Annotated in this window: 12 protein-coding genes; 8 read left to right on the top strand and 4 right to left on the bottom strand. The window is 66.5% G+C overall.

The annotated features are described in order from the left end of the window. Positions 1–141: 141 nt before the first annotated feature. Genes cofG through VLI63_RS04655 form a run of 3 tightly spaced genes read left to right on the top strand, consistent with a single transcriptional unit; the run spans position 142 to position 4,906 of the window. Entirely contained in the window at positions 142–2,553 is a 2,412-nt protein-coding gene (gene cofG, locus VLI63_RS04665) for a 7,8-didemethyl-8-hydroxy-5-deazariboflavin synthase CofG (RefSeq protein ID WP_409155734.1), read from the top strand. Next, complete coding sequence (locus VLI63_RS04660; RefSeq protein WP_409155733.1) at positions 2,550–3,416, top strand: alpha/beta fold hydrolase; 867 nt, start codon at positions 2,550–2,552, stop codon at positions 3,414–3,416. The genes cofG and VLI63_RS04660 overlap by 4 nt, the downstream gene beginning before the upstream one ends. After that, on the top strand, positions 3,413–4,906 hold the full coding sequence (locus VLI63_RS04655; protein WP_409155732.1) for a flavin-containing monooxygenase: 1,494 nt from the start codon (positions 3,413–3,415) through the stop codon (positions 4,904–4,906). The genes VLI63_RS04660 and VLI63_RS04655 overlap by 4 nt, the downstream gene beginning before the upstream one ends. A 34-nt stretch (positions 4,907–4,940) precedes the next feature. Here the strand turns inward: VLI63_RS04655 and VLI63_RS04650 are convergent, their stop codons facing one another. Both VLI63_RS04650 and VLI63_RS04645 read right to left on the bottom strand, forming a co-directional pair. Further along, positions 4,941–5,381, bottom strand: a complete 441-nt coding sequence (locus tag VLI63_RS04650; RefSeq protein WP_185201270.1) for an OsmC family peroxiredoxin — start codon at positions 5,379–5,381, stop codon at positions 4,941–4,943. 74 nt (positions 5,382–5,455) lie between these two features. After that, the gene (locus VLI63_RS04645) at positions 5,456–5,902 is read right to left on the bottom strand and encodes a MarR family winged helix-turn-helix transcriptional regulator (RefSeq protein ID WP_409155731.1); all 447 of its coding nucleotides are present in this window, start codon (positions 5,900–5,902) and stop codon (positions 5,456–5,458) included. A gap of 158 nt (positions 5,903–6,060) precedes the next feature. Here VLI63_RS04645 and VLI63_RS04640 point away from each other — a divergent pair, with 158 nt between their 5' ends. The 5 genes from VLI63_RS04640 (at position 6,061) to VLI63_RS04620 (ending at position 12,668) form a co-directional block, all read left to right on the top strand. Continuing rightward, complete coding sequence (locus VLI63_RS04640) at positions 6,061–7,086, top strand: LacI family DNA-binding transcriptional regulator (RefSeq protein ID WP_409155730.1); 1,026 nt, start codon at positions 6,061–6,063, stop codon at positions 7,084–7,086. A 227-nt stretch (positions 7,087–7,313) separates the two neighbouring features. After that, positions 7,314–8,621, top strand: a complete 1,308-nt coding sequence (locus tag VLI63_RS04635) for an ABC transporter substrate-binding protein (protein WP_409155729.1) — start codon at positions 7,314–7,316, stop codon at positions 8,619–8,621. A gap of 12 nt (positions 8,622–8,633) precedes the next feature. Then, the gene (locus tag VLI63_RS04630; protein WP_409155728.1) at positions 8,634–9,587 is read left to right on the top strand and encodes a carbohydrate ABC transporter permease; all 954 of its coding nucleotides are present in this window, start codon (positions 8,634–8,636) and stop codon (positions 9,585–9,587) included. Beyond that, positions 9,587–10,507 carry a carbohydrate ABC transporter permease gene (locus tag VLI63_RS04625; protein ID WP_409155727.1) on the top strand — a complete coding sequence of 307 codons (921 nt, stop codon included), beginning with the start codon at positions 9,587–9,589 and terminating at the stop codon, positions 10,505–10,507. Before VLI63_RS04630 ends, VLI63_RS04625 begins: the two co-directional genes overlap by 1 nt. Before the next feature lie 46 nt (positions 10,508–10,553). Continuing rightward, entirely contained in the window at positions 10,554–12,668 is a 2,115-nt protein-coding gene (locus tag VLI63_RS04620) for an alpha-galactosidase (protein ID WP_409155726.1), read from the top strand. A 111-nt stretch (positions 12,669–12,779) separates the two neighbouring features. On the opposite strand, the gene VLI63_RS04615 is transcribed toward VLI63_RS04620, so the two are convergent. Both VLI63_RS04615 and VLI63_RS04610 read right to left on the bottom strand, forming a co-directional pair. After that, a complete protein-coding gene (locus VLI63_RS04615; RefSeq protein WP_409155725.1) occupies positions 12,780–13,949 on the bottom strand; it encodes a GAF domain-containing protein in 1,170 nt (389 codons plus the stop codon). Positions 13,950–14,068: 119 nt separating this feature from the next. Then, positions 14,069–17,509, bottom strand: coding sequence for a bifunctional proline dehydrogenase/L-glutamate gamma-semialdehyde dehydrogenase (locus tag VLI63_RS04610; protein ID WP_409155724.1), 3,441 nt, complete (start codon positions 17,507–17,509; stop codon positions 14,069–14,071). Positions 17,510–17,524: the final 15 nt, after the last annotated feature.

Below are 17,524 nucleotides of genomic sequence, written 5' to 3'. Positions count from 1 at the left end.
ATTCTGGCACTCGCGGAGAAGTCGATTGAAACGATGAGCATCCCGGGCGCGTAGGCTGGCAGCGAGTCGTCATCGAGCCTGGATTTGGGCTGTGTGCGTTCTTTTGAGCGCTGGTACACCTCACTCTCCTGAAGGTCTCCCATGCCACAACCCGCCCTTTCCTCCGAGCTCGCCGCAGCTCTCCTCCGCCTGGAGAACTCCGAGGTCACCGACCAGCGCGACGCCGAACTGCTCTTCGGCGCGCGCGGTGATGACCTGCAGCGGCTCCTTGTGGTCGCCTCACGGCTGCGCGACGAGGGCCTCGCGCGATCAGGCCGCGAGGGGATCATCACCTATTCCAAAAAGGTGTTCATCCCGGTGACGCAGCTGTGCCAGGACCGCTGCCACTACTGCATCTTCGTCGACACCCCCGGTGGTCTCGCCAAGCGCAACATCCCCGTGTTCATGTCGCCGGACGAGATCCTCGAGGTGGCGAGGCAAGGGGCCGCCATGGGCTGCAAGGAAGCGCTCTTCACCCTCGGTGACCGCCCGGAGAACCGCTGGCCGAGCGCACGCCAGTGGCTCGACGACCACGGCTACGAGTCGACGCTCGACTACATCCGTGCGATGGCGATTCTCGTGCTCGAGGAGACCGGCCTGCTTCCCCACCTCAACCCAGGAGTCATGTCCTGGTCGGAGTTGCAGCGGCTTCGCCCGGTCGCACCGTCAATGGGCATGATGCTCGAGACCACCGCGACCCGCCTGTGGTCGGAGAAGGGCGGGGTGCATTACGGCTCGCCCGACAAAGACCCGGCCATCCGACTCCGGGTGCTCGAGGATGCCGGCCGTTCGCGGATCCCCTTCACCACGGGGGTTCTGCTCGGTATCGGTGAGAACGATGCGGAGCGCGCAGAGGCCCTCTTCGAGATCCGCCGGTCCCATGAACGTCACGGGCACATCCAGGAGACGATCGTTCAGAACTTCCGGGCGAAGCCGCGCACGGCCATGCAGAACGAGGAGGATCTGGCTCTCCAGGAGTATGTCGCGGCCGTCGCTGTTGCACGCATCGTGATGGGACCGGATGCCACCATCCAGGCGCCCCCGAACCTCACCGATGCCCAGGAGCTCGGCCTGCTGCTGCGCGCCGGGATCGACGACTGGGGCGGTGTGAGTCCGCTGACCCCGGACCACGTGAACCCCGAGCGCCCCTGGCCGGAGCTCGAGACTCTCGCTCGGCTCACGCGGGACGGCGGGTTCGACCTCCGCGAGCGTCTGACGGCGCATCCGGACTACATCCGCGACGAGCAGACCTGGCTCGATTCGCGACTGCGCACCCCGGTGCGAGCCCTCACCGAGCCGGCCAGTGGGCTCGCTCGGGAGGATGCCCCGGTGGTGGGGCGGCCCTGGGTCGCCGAACCCGAGGGGGAAGGTGGTGTTCTGTCCGAGCTTCTGGATGCCGCAGAGCTCACCCCGGCCGCGCTCGCCGACGCCGACTATGTGGCTCTTCTCGGTGCCGACGGTGCCGACCTCGAGCGTCTCGCCAGCATCGCGGATGAGCTGCGCCGGTCCACGGTCGGTGACGAGCTGTCTTTCGTGATCAATCGCAATCTCGACCTCGCGCTCTACGACCCCGAGCGGTCGACGGGCAGTTCGCTCGATCTCGCCCTGATCCGCGCGCTCGCCGACGAGGCGCGGGTCCTCGGCGCGACGGAGGTCTGCCTCCAGGGAGCCGTGCCCGACGGGCTCGACGGGGCGTATTTCGAGATCATCGGCGCCATCCGTGCGGCCCAGCCCGACCTGCACATCCACTCCCTGAGACCGGTCGAGATCGTGAATGCGGCCGCCCGCTTGGGGAAGAGCGTCGGTGAGTTCATCACGGGGATGCGGGCTGCCGGTGCGAACAGCATCCCCGGCACCGGAGCACGCATCCTCGATGACCGCATCCGTGCCGTGCTGAGCGACCGGACCGATCCGCCGGTGCAGTCCTGGATCGAGGTCATCAGCACCGCCCACTCGCTCGGTCTCGGCACGACCGCGACCATGGTCTACGGCCACATCGAGTCGCCGGCAGACCAGGTGGCCCACCTGCGCCTGCTCGCCCGGTTGCAGGATGAGACCGGCGGGTTCACCGAGTTCATCCCGATGCCGTACCTGCCGCTCGAGGCATCGCCGACGGTCGCGGCCGTGGCCGGCCCTGGGCCGAGTCTGCGTCAGAGCCGTGCACTGCACGCGGTCGCCCGTCTGATGCTGACCGGTCGCATCGACCACATCCAGGCGGCGTGGACCAAGCTCGGCCTGGCTGGTGCAGAGGCGGTGCTCCGTGGGGGAGCGGATGACCTCGGCGGCCTGCTTCTCGGTGGCACTCTCGCGCGTACTGCCGGCGCGGAGGCCCATCGTGAGCTGTCTCTCGCCGAGGTGCAGACGATCGCGGCAGAACTCGGTCGCCCGCTGCGCCAGCGCACGACCGGCTATGCGACGGTGCGGCACATCCCAGCCCGGCAGACGCGCCGTGGCGCACGGATGCTGACCATCGAGCCCCGCTCGGAGGCCCCGCTGCCGAGCGCGGTGCCATGAGCACCGCAGCGATGATTCGCACGGTGAACGTCGGAGGCGTGGACGTCTCCTGCACCCTCTCGGGGTTTGACGGCTTCGACGAGCACGATTTCGACGAGCACGGCATCGACGAGCACGGCGTCGGTGGGCAGCCCGTCGACCCGGTGGTCCTCCTGGCCGGCATCGGCGGCACTGCTGCGAGCGACTTCTCGTTTCTGCTCCCCCTCCTCGCCCGGACTCGCCCGGTGCTGGCGGTGGATCTGGGCTACGGCAGCGGATCCGCCCGCCTTGACGGCCTGGTCGACCAGCTGGCAGGGGCGCTCAACACGGTGCTGCCCGGCCGCCGGGTGTCACTCGTCGGCTTCTCGGTGGGTGCGACGGTTGCGGCAGCCTTCGCGGCCGACAACCCGGTGGTCGCCTCCCTTGTACTGGTGACTCCGGTCGTGCGGGCGTCCGGTCGGCACCGGATGCTCGCGGCGCTGCGGGGGCATCTCGACGTCGCCGGCGACGATTCGCTGCGGACCCTCGACATCTTCTCCGCCTACAGTCCGATGTTCCTGGAGAGGCACAGCCCCGAGCCATTTTCGAAGGGCGGGGCCACCACCGCCCAGATGTCGCTGTTCGCGAACTCCGACCTCACGGAGGCGCTCCCGCGCGTCACCGCTCCCACGCTCGTGATCGGCTGCACCCAGGACGACATCGCCGGCGTCGACCGGGCGCGCGAGGTATTCGCCTCGCTGCCGAATTCCCGCTACGCGGAGATCGACAGCGGGCATGCGGTGCTTGCGGAGCGCCCGGCGGAAGTGCTCGCGATGATGCGCGAGTTCGTCTCTCACCCCGCCCGGCTCCGCGCCGGCTCCGTGCGGGAAGAGGCCCACCCGTGAACGGGATCGAGCCGATCGAGGTCGACACCATCATCGTCGGATCGGGCTTCGGTGGCCTCGGCATGGGCATCCGGCTCGCGCGCGACACGGAGCGGTCGTTTCTCATCCTCGAGCGCGCGGATGATGTCGGGGGCACCTGGCGCGACAACACCTACCCCGGTGTCGCCTGCGACATCCCCTCCCACCTCTACTCGTTCTCGTTCCGCCCGAAGATCGACTGGGGGCAGTTCTACGCCAACGGCTCGGAGATCCAGCGGTACCTGCAGGATTGCGCGCGCCAAGAGGGCCTTCTGCCGCACCTCCGGTTCAGCACCGAGGTGATTCAGATGCGCTGGCAGGCGGATTCCGCGCGCTGGCACCTCGAGACGACTGGCGGCTCGTACGTCTGCCGGATACTCGTCGTCGCGGCCGGCCGCCTCTCCGAGCCGCGGATCCCCGTGATACCGGGGCTGGCCGATTTCGACGGGCCGGTGTTCCACTCCTCGTCCTGGGATCACGGCGTCGACCTCGCCGGAAAGCGTGTCGGAGTGGTCGGCACCGGGGCATCCGCCATCCAGATCGCGCCGAACGTCGCCAGGGTCGCCGACTCTGTCGTGTTGTTCCAGCGCACCCCGGCCTACATCGTGCCGCGCGCAGACCGCGCGTACTCCGATTCCGACAAACGTCTGCTCGAGCGGGTGCCCGGAGCAATCGAACGACTGCGATCGCAGCTCTTCTGGGATGCCGAGGCCGGCTTCGCCCAGCGCATCGGCCTGCCGGATGCCGTGGAACCGTTTCGGGATGTCGCGCTCGGCCACCTCGCCGCGCAGGTGAGCGACCCCGTGCTGCGCGCCCGCCTTACTCCCGCCTATGAGATCGGGTGCAAGCGGGTTGCCCTCTCCGACGAGTTCTACCCGGCGATCGCGTCCGGAGCAGTGCAACTGGAGCCATCGGCACTCGAGTCGCTCGACGGCAACACCGCCACCGGGGCGAGCGGTGCGGCCTACGAACTCGACGTACTGGTGCTCGCCACCGGATTCCACAGCACCCGACCGCCTTTCGCGACCCGGGTGATCGGGCGAGACGGCGTCGCGCTGTCCGAGCGGTGGAGCCGGGGGATGGTGGCGCACGCCTCGACCACGGTGGCGGGGTTCCCCAACTTCTTCGTGATCGATGGTCCGAATGCGAGCCTCGGCCACAATTCGGCGGTCCATATGATCGAGACCCAGATCTCCTTCATCCTCGGGGCGCTCGACCATCTCGAGATCGTCAACGGCGAAGTTCTGGAGGTCTCGAGGGAGGCGGAAGACGCGTGGGTGCGGGACCTCGACCGGCGAAGCGCCAGCACGGTCTGGCTCACCGGCGGGTGCAGCAGCTGGTACGTGGATGACCGCAGCGATCGCCTCACGCTGCTCTGGCCGGACTTCGCGTTCGCCTTTCGCGATGAAGTCGGGTCGTTCGATCCCCGCGGGTACCGCGTCAGGTCCGCACCGGTGACGGTGGCGGACTGATCTGAACGCGGCCCCGCGGGGGCGCGAACAGTCGTTACTCCTCGAGCTGGGCGTCCAGCGTGATGTCGACGCCGGTGAGGGCCTTGCTCACGGGGCATCCGGACTTCGCGTCGTTCGCGGCGGCGATGAAGGTCGCACTGTCGATTCCGGTCACCTCTCCCCGAACGGTGAGGTGGATGCCCGTCAGCTTGAATCCGCCAGCCGGGTCGGCACCGAGAGAGACATCCGCCTTCACATCGAGGGCTTCGATGGTGCCGCCGGCAGCACCGAGCACCGCGGAGAACTGCATCGCGTAGCACGCCGAGTGCGCGGCAGCGAGGAGTTCCTCCGGGCTGGTGAATCCGTTGGCGTCTTCGGAGGAACGCTTCGGGAAGGAGACGTCGTAGGTTCCGATGCCGGAGCTGGTGAGCTCGACCTGGCCCCCGCCGGTCTCGAAGCTGCCATTCCATGCGGTGCGTGCGGTGCGAGTGGGCATTGATTTCTCTCTTTCGTGATGGCGAGCGGCGAGTCCGCCCGCCCCGTCAGTGGGATCAGTGGGGATGAGGGGGATCAGAGGGAGCCGCGCACCTGCGCGGCCAGTTCGGTAACCTGGGACTGCAGAGCGGCGATGTGCTCGAGGTCGAAACCTGTGGAAGCACAGATCTGTTCGGGGATTCCGGCGGATCGTTCCTGCAGCGCCGCTCCGGCTGGGCTCAGGGTGACTTCGACGGCGCGCTCGTCGTCGCTGCGACGGGTGCGAATCACGAGCCCCGTGCTCTCCAGCCGGCGAAGCAGCGGTGAGAGAGTGCCGGAGTCCAGCTGGAGACGCTCGCCCAATTCCGACACCGTCATTGCGTCGCGCTCCCACAGAACCATCAGCACGAGGTACTGCGGATAGGTGACGCCGATGGGTGCAAGCAGTTCCCGGTAGCGGGCGGTGAGCGCACGAGACGCACTGTAGAGAGCGAAGCAGATCTGCTCGTCGAGCCGAGGGGCGGATGCTGCAGTCGTGGCCATGAGATCAGGCTACTACATTGTCCCCAATTAAATTGGGCACAATGTAATTCAGCCGGTGGTCGAATGCTCAGCCGACATAGATCCGTAATCCGGCTCCCCGTCGGGGCGAGGGTAGTATGTGGCCAAGTTGAGAGTCCGTCCTCTCACTTGATTCCGAAATGGATGCCATGCCCTCACTGCGGGAGGATCGCCCCTCGATCACGCGCAAAGACGTGGCAGATCACGCCGGAGTCAGCACCGCCGTCGTGAGCTACGTCGTGAACGAGGGGCCGCGAAACGTGGCTCCGGCGACGCGCGCCCGCGTACTCGAGTCGATCAGCAGCCTGGGCTATCGGCCCAACGCCGCGGCCCGGGCACTCAAGCTGGGCGTGAGCGAGCTCGTCGGGCTGGTATTGTCGGACACCGCAAACCCCTACTTCGCCGAGTTCTCGCGGGCGATCGAGAAGGCCGCGACCGACAAGGGTCTGTCGGTGATCTTCACGAACTCAGCGCTGGTGCAGGGCCAGGAGCACCTGCAGGTGCAGAAGCTGGTGGCGAGACAGGTGGACGGACTTCTGCTCGGGAGCACCGAGGACGAGCCCAATCTCGACAGTGCACGGGAGGCGAATGTGCGAGTGGTCATGCTCGACCGTTCCGAACCGCTCGCGGGATTCTCCAGCGTCGGGGTCGACTTTCGGGAAGCTTCCCGGGTCGCCGTCGAGCACCTCATCTGGCACGGACATCGCCGCATCGGTTTGATCTCCGGGATTCCGGGCGGTCTCACCACCTCCGCTCGTGAGCTGGGCTGGGAGGATGCGCTCCGAGACGCCGGCCTTCCGCTCGGTCCTGTCGTGCGAGGGGAGTGGGGACGCAACGGCGGATACCAGTCCGGCATGCAGCTTCTCACCGATCCGAACCCTCCGACCGCGGTCTACGCGATCTCCGACCTCTTGGCAATCGGCCTTCTCCGCGCCCTCCACGAGGCGCACATCGATGTTCCCCGATCCATGGCCGTCGTCGCCTTCGACGGTTCTTCGGAGTCGGAATTCAGCTGGCCGCCCCTCACGGTGATGCGTCAGCCCGTCGACGAGATGGCGGGGGCCGCAATCGCCGCCCTCGGCCGGCCGGCCACTTCTCAACCCGAGCATCGGTCATTCACTGCCGAGCTGATCGTCCGTCAATCCTGCGGCTGCATCCCGCTTTAAACGATCGCTCAACTGCCGCGCATCGATCGTTATGCGACCGGAACATGAGTTTTCGCGTGTTGAATCTACTGGTGTAGACGAGAGGGCTCCACGGGCGTATATTGGACGCACCGACCGGTCCCCGACGCGCGTGAGGAAGATCGTCCCTAGCGAAACGCCTGTCACGAGGGCCAGTCTGTACCTGTCCTGATTTTCACAGCACGGCACATTACAAAGGAGTAATAACGATGACCTCAGACAAGTTGAGCGTTCTCGGAAACATCAGCAGCAGCCAGCTCAACCGGCGCGCACTGCTCTCGGGCGGAGTGGGCGTGGCAGCAATCAGCATGCTGGCAGCCTGCAGCCCCGGCGGCAGCACCCCGTCTTCGAGCGGATCGAAGACCACCACCTTCGGATCAGGCGCCTCCGACGACGTGCCGAAGCGCGCCTACGCGGCAGTCGTCGAAGCCTTCCAGAAGAAGACCGGCGACAAGGTGACCACCAACACCGTCGCGCACAACGACTTCCAGAACAACATCAACACCTACCTGCAGGGCAGCCCGGATGACTCGTTCACCTGGTTCGCCGGTTACCGCATGCGCTACTACGCCGGCAAGGGCCTCGCGGCTCCGATCGACGACGTGTGGGACAAGATCGGTGGCAACTTCAGCGAGGGTCTCACCAAGGCCTCTACCGCCGACGACGGCAAGAAGTACTTCGTGCCGAACTACAACTACCCCTGGGGCTTCTTCTACCGCAAGAGCGTCTGGGCGGCCAAGGGCTACACCGTCCCGGCCACGTTCGACGACCTCATCACCCTCGCCAAGCAGATGAAGGCCGATGGACTCGTGCCGATCTCGTTCGCGGATAAGGACGGCTGGCCCGCGATGGGCACGTTCGACTACATCAACATGCGCACCAACGGCTACAAGTTCCACATGGACCTCACGGCTCACAAAGAGTCCTGGGACCAGAAGAAGGTCAAGGACGTCTTCGACAACTGGAAGCAGCTGCTGCCCTACCAGTCGGAGAACGCCCTCGGACTCACGTGGCAGGAGGGTGCCCAGCTGCTCGGTGAAGGCAAGGCCGGCATGTACCTGCTCGGCTCCTTCGTGACCCAGCAGTTCACCGATGCCACCGTGCTCGCGGACATCGACTTCTTCCCGTTCCCGGAGATCGCCGTGGAGGGCACGACCGCGGTCGAGGCCCCGATCGACGGCCTCATGCTCTCGAAGAAAGGTGGGAGCAACCCCGCCGCGAAGGCTCTGCTGCAGTTCATGGGCACGCCGGCCGGCCAGGAGGCGTACTTCTCGGTGGACAAGTCGAACCTCATGACGGCGAAGGGCGCCGACACCTCTGGATACAGCGAATTCAACAAGAAGCTCGCGGATGTCATCGGCAACGCCAAGTCGATCAGCCAGTTCTTCGACCGGGATGCGCTGCCGGCAATGGCGAACAACGTCATGATCCCCGCGCTCCAGGGCTTCCTGAAGGACGGCACGATCGACACTGCCAACCTCGAGGCGCAGGCAAAAGCGCTGTACGCCGCCCAGTAAGAGAAAGACATCATGGCCGACACCACACTCGGCGCATCGGCTCCGGCCAGGAGAGTCACCTCTCCTGGCCGGCTCCGCCGCCGCTACAGCCTGCTCTCCCGTCGGGACAAGATCGTTCTCGGCATTATGGTGGCGATCCCCACCCTCATCCAGGCGGTGTTGATCTGGATCCCCACGGTGCTGTCGGTCTTCCTGTCGTTCGTGCGATGGAACGGGCTCGCCTTCTCCGACATCCACGCCAATGGTGTCGCCAACTACACCTATGTCTTCCGGGACTACCCCGACTTCTGGCCCGCCCTGCAGCACAACGTGCTCTGGCTGGTCTTCCTCGCCGTGATCGCTACGCCCATCGGGCTGTTGCTGGCGATCCTGCTCGACCAGAACATCCGCGGCACCCGCATCTACCAGAGCATCTTCTTCGCTCCGGTCATGCTCTCGCTCGTGCTGATCGGCGTGATCTGGCAGCTGTTCTACTCCCAGAACAACGGCCTGCTGAACTTCCTTCTCGGCACCTCGGGTACGCCAAGGGCGATCGACTGGTTCGGCGACTCCAACATCAACATCTGGGCCGCGTTGATCGCCGCGACGTGGCGGCACGCCGGCTACGTCATGATCCTCTATCTGGCGGGCCTCAAGGGAGTGGATCCATCCCTCCGCGAGGCGGCGTCGCTCGACGGGGCGAACGCCGTGCAGACCTTCTTCCGGGTGGTCTTCCCCGTGATGCGTCCGATCAACATCGTGATCGTCGTGATCACGATCATCGAGTCGCTGCGTGCCTTCGACATCGTCTACATCATCAACCGGGGAACCAACGGCCTCGAGCTGCTCAGCGTGCTCGTGATCAAGAACCTCGTCGGTGAGGGCCAGGTGATCGGTGTCGGTTCCGCCCTCGCCGTGATCCTGCTTGTGGTCTCCCTCGTGCCGATCGTCATCTACCTCAGTCGCACCTTCAAGAAGGACGCCTAATGTCTACAGTCACCACGCGGAAGCCAGCGGCCCCCGCACGATCGGGTTCGTCGGCCAAGGTCGGTTCGATCACGCGCCCTCGCTACGGCATCCACCTGTTCCTCATCATCATGTCCATCCTGTGGCTGATTCCGCTGGCCTGGGCGATCTTCACGGCGCTCAGGCCGAAGGCGGACACCGACAAGTACGGCTACTTCAACTTCAGCGGTGCCTTCAACTTCGACAACTTCATCACGGCCTGGAACCAGGGTGGCTTCGCCACGCTTTTCACCAACTCGGCGATCCTCGTGGTGCCGACGGTGGTGCTCACCCTGCTCTTCGCGTCGATGATGGCGTTCGCGGTGAGCCGGTTCAGTTGGAAGTTCAACATCACCCTTCTCATCATGTTCACGGCCGGCAACCTGCTTCCCCCCCAGGTGCTCGCCGCACCCCTGTTCGAGATGTTCAAGCACTTCGAGCTGCCGTACAGCATCAGTGATTCGGGCAACCTCCTCAACACCTACTTCGCGGTCATCGCCGTGAACACGGCGTTCCAGGTGGGCTTCTGCACCTTCGTGCTCTCCAACTACATGAAGGCTCTGCCCGCAGACTTGACAGAGGCCGCGTTCGTCGACGGCGCGGGTGTCTGGCGCCAGTACTGGTCGATCATCATGCCCCTGACCCGGCCGGCCCTCGCGGCGCTGGGCACGCTCGAGGTCATCTTCATCTACAACGACTACTTCTGGCCGCTGCTCTTCATCCAGAGCGGCAACAAGTTGCCGGTGACCACCGGGCTCAACAACCTGCAGGGTCAGTTCCTCTCCAACTACAATCTGCTCGCCGCCGGGGCGATCATCACTGTCATCCCCACCCTGATCATCTACCTGGCTCTCCAGCGCCAATTCGTCGCCGGGCTGACGCTCGGGGCCAGTAAGGGATGAGAATGCTCACTCACACGTCTCGTCTTCCCACCGACGGCGCCATCGCGTGAGCGACATCGTCAACCTGAGGGGCGGGGGATCGGCGTTCGTGCTCGACCTGTCGGGTGAAACTCCGGTCATCGTGCACTGGGGAGCCGACCTGGGCGACGCGATCCCGGCGGTGCTTTCCGCCGGGCCGGTCGCCCACTCCGCGCTCGACGATCCGCATGCCCAACATCTCGTGCCGCAAGCATCGAGCGGATGGCGCGGTCGACCCGCCCTCGAGGGCCACCGTTCGGGGGGCCGGGCGTTCTCTGCCGCGCTGGTGACCACCGCAGCCCGCGCCCTCGCCCCCGACGGACACGAGGTCACCCTGGCCGACGAAGCCGCCGGTCTCTCCCTCACCGTGGAGTTCCACCTCGGGCAGGAGGGGATGCTGCGAATCCGCAGCACCCTCACGAACGTGGGCACGGAGGACTATGCCCTCCAGTCGCTGAGCACCACGCTGCCCACCGGTCTCGGTGCGGCGGAGATTCTGGACCTCACCGGTCGCTGGTGCCGGGAACAGCATCCGCAGCGCCAGTCAGTGCGGCAGGGGACCTGGCTGCGCGAGTACCGTCACGGCCGCCCCGGCCACGATTCGTCCCTGTTCACTGCGGTGGGGACTGCCGGCTTCGGCAACCGTTCCGGCGCAGTCTGGGCCACGCATTTCGGATTCAGCGGCAACCGCGTCACGGTGGTGGAGAAGACCCCCACGGGCCCGGCACTGATCGGCAACGCCGAGCTGCTGGGCTCCGGGGAGATCGTGCTGGCCGCGGGTGATTCGTATGAGACGCCCTGGACCTACGCCTCCTTCTCCTCCCGTGGGCTCGACGGAGTGACCGATACCTTCCACCGCTGGCTCCGCGCGCGCGCGCAGCATCCCTCGGCCGTGCGTCCGGTGGTGCTCAACACGTGGGAAGCGGTGTATTTCGACCACAACCTCGACAGTCTGGTCGAGCTCGCGGATCGGGCGGAGCTTCTGGGTGTCGAGCGCTTCGTGCTCGACGACGGCTGGTTCCGTCACCGTCGAAACGACAAGGCGGGGCTCGGCGACTGGTACGTGGACGACGACGTCTGGCCTCAGGGCCTCACCCCGCTGATCGACGCGGTGCGCTCCCGGGGTATGCAGTTCGGCCTGTGGGTGGAACCGGAGATGGTGAACGAGGATTCCGATGTGATTCGTGCGCATCCCGACTGGGTCAGCGGTGCCGGCCTCGGGCGCACCCCGGTCGAATGGCGCCACCAGCAGGTGCTCGACCTGGTGAATCCGGATGCCTTCGCCTACATCTTCGATCGTCTCGACGCGCTGCTCACCGACAACGCGATTTCCTACCTCAAGTGGGATCAGAATCGCGATCTCACCGAGATGGGGCACGAAGGAGCGCCCTCGGTCCACGAGCAGACTCTCGCCGCCTACCGGTTGATCGACGCGCTCCGTCGCGCGCATCCAGAGGTGGAGATCGAAAGCTGCTCGTCCGGCGGTGCTCGGGTCGATCTCGGCATCCTCGAACGCACCGACCGGGTCTGGGCGTCCGACTGCAACGATGCTCTCGAGAGGCAGACCATCCAACGCTGGACGAAGGCGATCCTGCCCCCGGAACTCGTGGGAACCCACGTGGGGCCCACCACCTCCCACACGACGGCTCGCACGCATTCGCTGTCGTTCCGGGCGATCACAGCGATGTTCGGCCACTTCGGCATCGAGTGGGATGTGCGCACCCTCACCGAGTCTGACCTTCTCGAGCTCAGCGAAGCGGTAGCGCTCTACAAGAAACACCGCGCGCTGATCCACTCCGGCAGTGCGGTGCATGCCGACCTCGTCGACCCGGCATACCTGCTGGGAGGGTCGGTCGCCCAGGATGGTTCGGAGGCGATCTTCTCCTTCGTCAGTGTCGCCACCTCCTTCGACGAGGTGCCGGGCCGGGCGGGATTCCCCGGACTGAACCCCGACACGAGCTATGAGGTGAAGGTGGTCTTCCCCTCCGCAACCTCTCCCTATGGGAGTCGAGGCAACGTCAGCTGGATCCCGGACGGATTCACCGCGACGGGGCGGTTCCTCGCCGAGGTCGGTCTTCCCATGCCCGTGCTGAATCCCGAGCAGGGAGTGCTCATCCATCTGGTGGAGACTGCGGGCTCTTAGTCGCCGCCGGTTTTTTCTGCCGACGAGGAAGGCCGACTCGGGGAAAGCCGTGTCACCAGAACCTTCGACTGGGTCGACGACGACGTCACATAACCGAGCAGAACACCCCGACTACGGCCGCGCTCCCACCCAGAGCAGCTCCTGCACACGCAGGGCGAGGTTCCTGAGGAGCGCGGCCTCGGCGTCGCTGAAGCGTCGCGGTGCGTCATCCATCACGCAGAGGGCGCCGACGCGGTGGCCGTCGGGAGCTTCGATCGGGTACCCGGCGTAGAACTTCACTCCGCCCGGCCCGGTGACGTGCGGACCATCGGCGAATCGCGCGTCGTCACGTGTGTCCTCGATCACGAAGTGTCGCGGTTCCTCGATCGTGACGTTGCAGAAGGCTTCCTGTCGAGGGATGACGGAGCCGACGAATCCGACGGCAGACTTCGTCCACTGCCTGTCGTCGTCGATGAAGGTGATCGCGGCCATCGGCACATCGAAAAGGTCGCGCGCGATTGAGGCGATCAGGTCGAAGGCCTCGCCGGGGTCGGAGTCGAGGATGGCCAGGGAGTCGAGCGAAAGTTGCCGCTCCGTCTCGTCGACGACCCGGGCCTCGGGTCGAACCTCGCTGGGATTGCGCAGCACCTCACTGATGGGTGGGGCGGCGAGCGACGCCCAGCGTTCCGCACTGGCTGTGCCGGTCGAGCGGAGGGTCTCGAAGTCGTCGAGTCTGATGACGCTCGAGTGCGGCTCATCCGCCACGAGTTCCGCGGTGATCGCGGTGAATTGCCGGGACTGGTACTGCACGAGGGAATTGAACGCGTCGGGGAAGAGCGTCGCCGAGCCGATCATCGGCATCGATACGACGAAGATCTCAGCTCCGGCCGCGGACTTCCTGCGCACGATCTCGAGAAGCTCCGCGATGTCTCGTCGCCAGGACCCGGTCGATGCCAGTTCGAAAGCCTCCACCGTGCCAACGACAAGGACTATCGCGTCGAAGCGATCGAGAGCAAGGGATGCCAGCTCGGCGGCGCAGCTCTTGGCCGTCATGGTGGTCGACACGCGAATCTCGATGTCGACGGCCCGACCGCTCAGCACCGCGAGCCGGCGGGCGAGCTGCCCGGCGAAGCCGAGATCGTGGGTGACAGTGCCGTAGCCGGCAGCAATTCCGCTGCCGCTCAGCAGCACCCGCACGGCATCCACGCCCGCGCCGTGCACTGTCGGCGAGTCAACGGGCGAGGGCGAGCGCTCCCAAGAGTTGACGGAGTGGTGCAACCACAACCCGATGAACGGTCGCATCACAGCATTGACGACATGACGAATCATTTCGGCCCCCAGACCGGGCGATTGCCCGCGGCGCCTGATCGCACCGTTCGGGCGAGCGTACCGAACGCCCCCCGAACGGGTGTCGGAAACTCTCAGATGAGCTCGTCTGTCAGGTGATTGGGGGTTCCGAAGCGATGCGCGGTGATACTCACCGCCTGCTCGCGAAGGAACGGCAGCAGTTCGATGCGACCGGCTGGCGTGACCGGGCCGCTGTAGATCGCGACATCCGGCCGCCCGCCGATCGCTGCGGCAAGAGCCACCGGGTCGCCGCCGATGAGGCGGATGCGGCCGGTCTCGAGCGCCGGGAGACGGGAGAGCCAGGCCGCGTCATCCTCGATGACCGGGGAGAGGCCGGCAAGCGCATCACTCGCCACGGCGCTGGAGACGGTCAGTCGAGATCCCGCGAGCAGGCCCGCACCGACGACACGGAGCAGTTCACTGACGGGCGCGCCTTCGCTCAGTCGGACGGTCACCGGCACCGGGAGGTAGCGGAACACATTGCGTTCGGCGGAGAGGGCGGAGACATCCTCGACCCGGCCGAAGCCGTGGTTCCAGGCGGCGGCATCGCTGCCGAAGGCACCGGACAGCGAATCCTCGGCCGCGAGCAGCGCCTTCACCGCCGGGTGGGTGATCGCTTCGCCTGCCGCAGAATGGTGTGCCGCAACCCAGGAGCCGAGACCTACCAGGTAGTTCGGTCCGCCGGCCTTGGTTCCGGCGCCCACGGAGGACTTCTTCCAGCCGCCGAAGGGCTGGCGCTGCACTATGGCACCGGTGATGCCGCGGTTCACATAGAGGTTTCCCGCCTGCACCGTGTCGAGCCAGAGGGCGAGTTCGGTGGAGTCGAGGGAGTGGATGCCCGCGGTCAGACCGAAGTCGGTCTCATTCTGCAGCGCGATGGCCTCGGCCAGCGTGGGGGCGGTCATCACGCCGAGCACGGGACCGAAGTACTCGGTCTGGTGGAACGCGGATCCGCGCCGCACGCCGGTGCGCACCCCGGGCGTCCAGAGCTGGCCGTCACGGTCGAGCTTGCGCGGCTCGAGCATCCAGGCTTCACCTTCACCGAGGGTGGTCAGGGCGCCGAGCAGCTTGCCCCTGGCCGGTTCGATGAGCGGACCCATCTGCGTGGCCGCGTCGGAGGGGTATCCGACCTTGAGCGAGGCGACCGCGTCCCTCAGCTGGTTGGTGAAGCGGGCGGATTCCGCGACCGATCCGACCAGGATCACGAGCGATGCGGCCGAGCACTTCTGGCCGGCGTGACCGAAGGCAGAAGACACGACGTCCTTCACGGCGAGGTCCAGGTCCGCGCTCGGGGTGACGATGATCGCGTTCTTGCCGCTCGTCTCGGCCAGCAGCGGCAGGTCGGGGCGGAAGGACCGGAACAGCTCGGCGGTCTCGTAGCCGCCAGTGAGGATCACCCGGTCGACCGACGGATGAGAGACCAGGTTCGTGCCGAGGTCGCGCTCGCTCAGCTGCACGAGCTGCAACACCTCGCGCGGCACTCCGCCCTCCCACAGGGCTTCGGCCAGCACGGCGCCGCAGCGTGCCGAGAGCGCTGCCGGTTTGAGGATGACGGCACTTCCGGCGGCGAGGGCGGCAAGAGTCGAGCCGGCGGGGATCGCGATCGGGAAGTTCCACGGCGGCGTCACGACTGTCAGCTTCGATGGGACGAAGGTCGCGCCATCCACAGTCTCCAGACCGAGAGCGAGTTCGGCGTAGTAGTGGGCGAAGTCGATGGCCTCGCTCACCTCCGGATCGCCCTGATCGATGGTCTTCCCGGCTTCGCTCGCCATCACCTCGAGAAGTTCGGCCCGTCGAGCGCTGAGCGCGTCTCCGGCACGGTGCAGGATGGCCGCGCGCTCGGCCGCTGGGCGGGCGCCCCACGCCGCACCTGCGGCAGAGGTCTGCGCGATCATCCGGTCGAGCACGTCGGCTTCGGTGATCAGCGAGGATGCCACTGCCTCGACTCCCAGGGTCGAACCCGGCACGCGAGCGATGATCCCCGTGCTCCAGGCGCGGTTTGCCGGAAGCGAGGGGTCGGTGTCGGCAGTGTTCTCGAAGCGGTCGCGGGGCGCAGCCTCGGCAACGGCGCGATCCTGCGTGCGGCGCGGAAGCGGGATGCCGCGGTCGAGCCGGGCGAGCGAGGCGAGGAAGCGCTGCTTCTCCCGCTCGAACAGCGCCTCGTTGCTGGAGAGTTCGAAGACCGCAGACATGAAGTTGTCCTGGCTGGCCCCCTCCTCGAGCCGGCGGATCAGGTAGGCGATCGCGACGTCGAACTCCTGGGGGTGCACCACCGGGGTGTACAGCAGGAGCCCGCCGACATCCTTCTTCACGGCCTCCGCCTGGCCGGTGGCCATGCCGAGCAGCATCTCGAACTCGATGCCGTGTTGCACGCCGCGCTTCTCGGCGAGGAGCCAGGCGTACGCCACGTCGAAGAGGTTGTGACCGGCGACGCCGAGGTGGAGGGCATCGATTCGTGCCGGTCGCAGGGCGTAGTCGAGGATGCGCTTGTAGTTGGTGTCGGTGTCCTGCTTCGTGGACCAGGTGGCGAGCGGCCAGCCGCGTAGCGACGACTCCACCTGCTCCATCGGCAGGTTGGCGCCCTTGACGAGGCGCACCTTGATCGATGCACCCCCAGCGGCCCGGCGCCGTGCGGCCCAGTCACCGAGGGTCACCATCGCAGAGAGCGCGTCGGGCAGGTAGGCCTGCAGCACGATTCCCGCCTCGAGCTGAGCAAACCGCGGCTGGTCGAGAATGCGGGTGAAGACCGCGACTGTGAGGTCGAGATCCTTGTATTCCTCCATGTCGAGGTTGATGAACTTGGCCGGGGTCGTGGAGGCAGCGCGTTCGAACAGCGGGGCGAGGCTCGCCACGACGTGTTCGACATCCGCCTCGAAGGCCCAGGGCGAATGCGGGGCGACGGTGGAGGAGACCTTGATCGAGACGTAGTCGACGTCGTCGCGCGCCAGCAGCGCGTGGGTACCGGCGAGACGGCGGGCGGCCTCTCGTTCGCCGAGCACCGCTTCGCCGAGGAGGTTGACGTTGAGTTTCGCGCCGCCGGCCCGGAGCGAGCCGATCGCCGCGCCGAGACGCTTCGGCGTGGCATCCACAATGAGATGCCCCACCATGCCCCGCAATACCCGACGGGCGATCGGAACGACCACGCCCGGCAGCAACGGCGCGAAGACACCACCGAGGCGCACCGCCGCCCTCAGGTATCCGGGCAGGAAGGCAGGCACGCGCGGTGCGAGAGCGGCGAGGTTGCGCGCCGCGACCCTCAGGTCCTCCGGACGGATGACGCCGTCGACGAAGCCCACCGTGAAGTCGAGCCCCTTGGGGTCCTTCAGCACTCCGGCGAGGCGCTGCGCGGAGGCATTGACCGGCGCCTTGGCGCCTTCTTCGAGCCAGTGGCGCACGAGCGCGACAGTGCGCTCCGCAAGCTCGGGGGAGAGGGCGTCGTCGAGAGACGTGGTCGTGGCGGTGTCGGTCACGGGAATCCTTTCGGGGCGATCTGCTCCCAGTATTTCTCGCGGCATCCAGTTAGGTAAAGC

Source organism: Lacisediminihabitans sp. H27-G8, from assembly GCF_046156175.1.
GTDB lineage: Bacteria > Actinomycetota > Actinomycetes > Actinomycetales > Microbacteriaceae > Lacisediminihabitans.
Note: the sequence above shows the minus strand (reverse complement) of the source record. Positions and strands in the feature narration are given on the sequence as shown.

Excerpts from the sequence above, each read along its gene's own strand:
- cofG (WP_409155734.1), top strand. The coding sequence starts at position 142 with ATGCCACAACCCGCCCTTTCCTCCGAGCTCGCCGCAGCTCTCCTCCGC.
- VLI63_RS04660 (WP_409155733.1), top strand. The coding sequence starts at position 2,550 with ATGAGCACCGCAGCGATGATTCGCACGGTGAACGTCGGAGGCGTGGAC.
- VLI63_RS04650 (WP_185201270.1), bottom strand. The coding sequence starts at position 5,381 with ATGCCCACTCGCACCGCACGCACCGCATGGAATGGCAGCTTCGAGACC.
- VLI63_RS04645 (WP_409155731.1), bottom strand. The coding sequence starts at position 5,902 with ATGGCCACGACTGCAGCATCCGCCCCTCGGCTCGACGAGCAGATCTGC.
- VLI63_RS04640 (WP_409155730.1), top strand. The coding sequence starts at position 6,061 with ATGGATGCCATGCCCTCACTGCGGGAGGATCGCCCCTCGATCACGCGC.
- VLI63_RS04635 (WP_409155729.1), top strand. The coding sequence starts at position 7,314 with ATGACCTCAGACAAGTTGAGCGTTCTCGGAAACATCAGCAGCAGCCAG.
- VLI63_RS04630 (WP_409155728.1), top strand. The coding sequence starts at position 8,634 with ATGGCCGACACCACACTCGGCGCATCGGCTCCGGCCAGGAGAGTCACC.
- VLI63_RS04625 (WP_409155727.1), top strand. The coding sequence starts at position 9,587 with ATGTCTACAGTCACCACGCGGAAGCCAGCGGCCCCCGCACGATCGGGT.
- VLI63_RS04615 (WP_409155725.1), bottom strand. The coding sequence starts at position 13,949 with ATGCGACCGTTCATCGGGTTGTGGTTGCACCACTCCGTCAACTCTTGG.
- VLI63_RS04610 (WP_409155724.1), bottom strand. The coding sequence starts at position 17,509 with ATGCCGCGAGAAATACTGGGAGCAGATCGCCCCGAAAGGATTCCCGTG.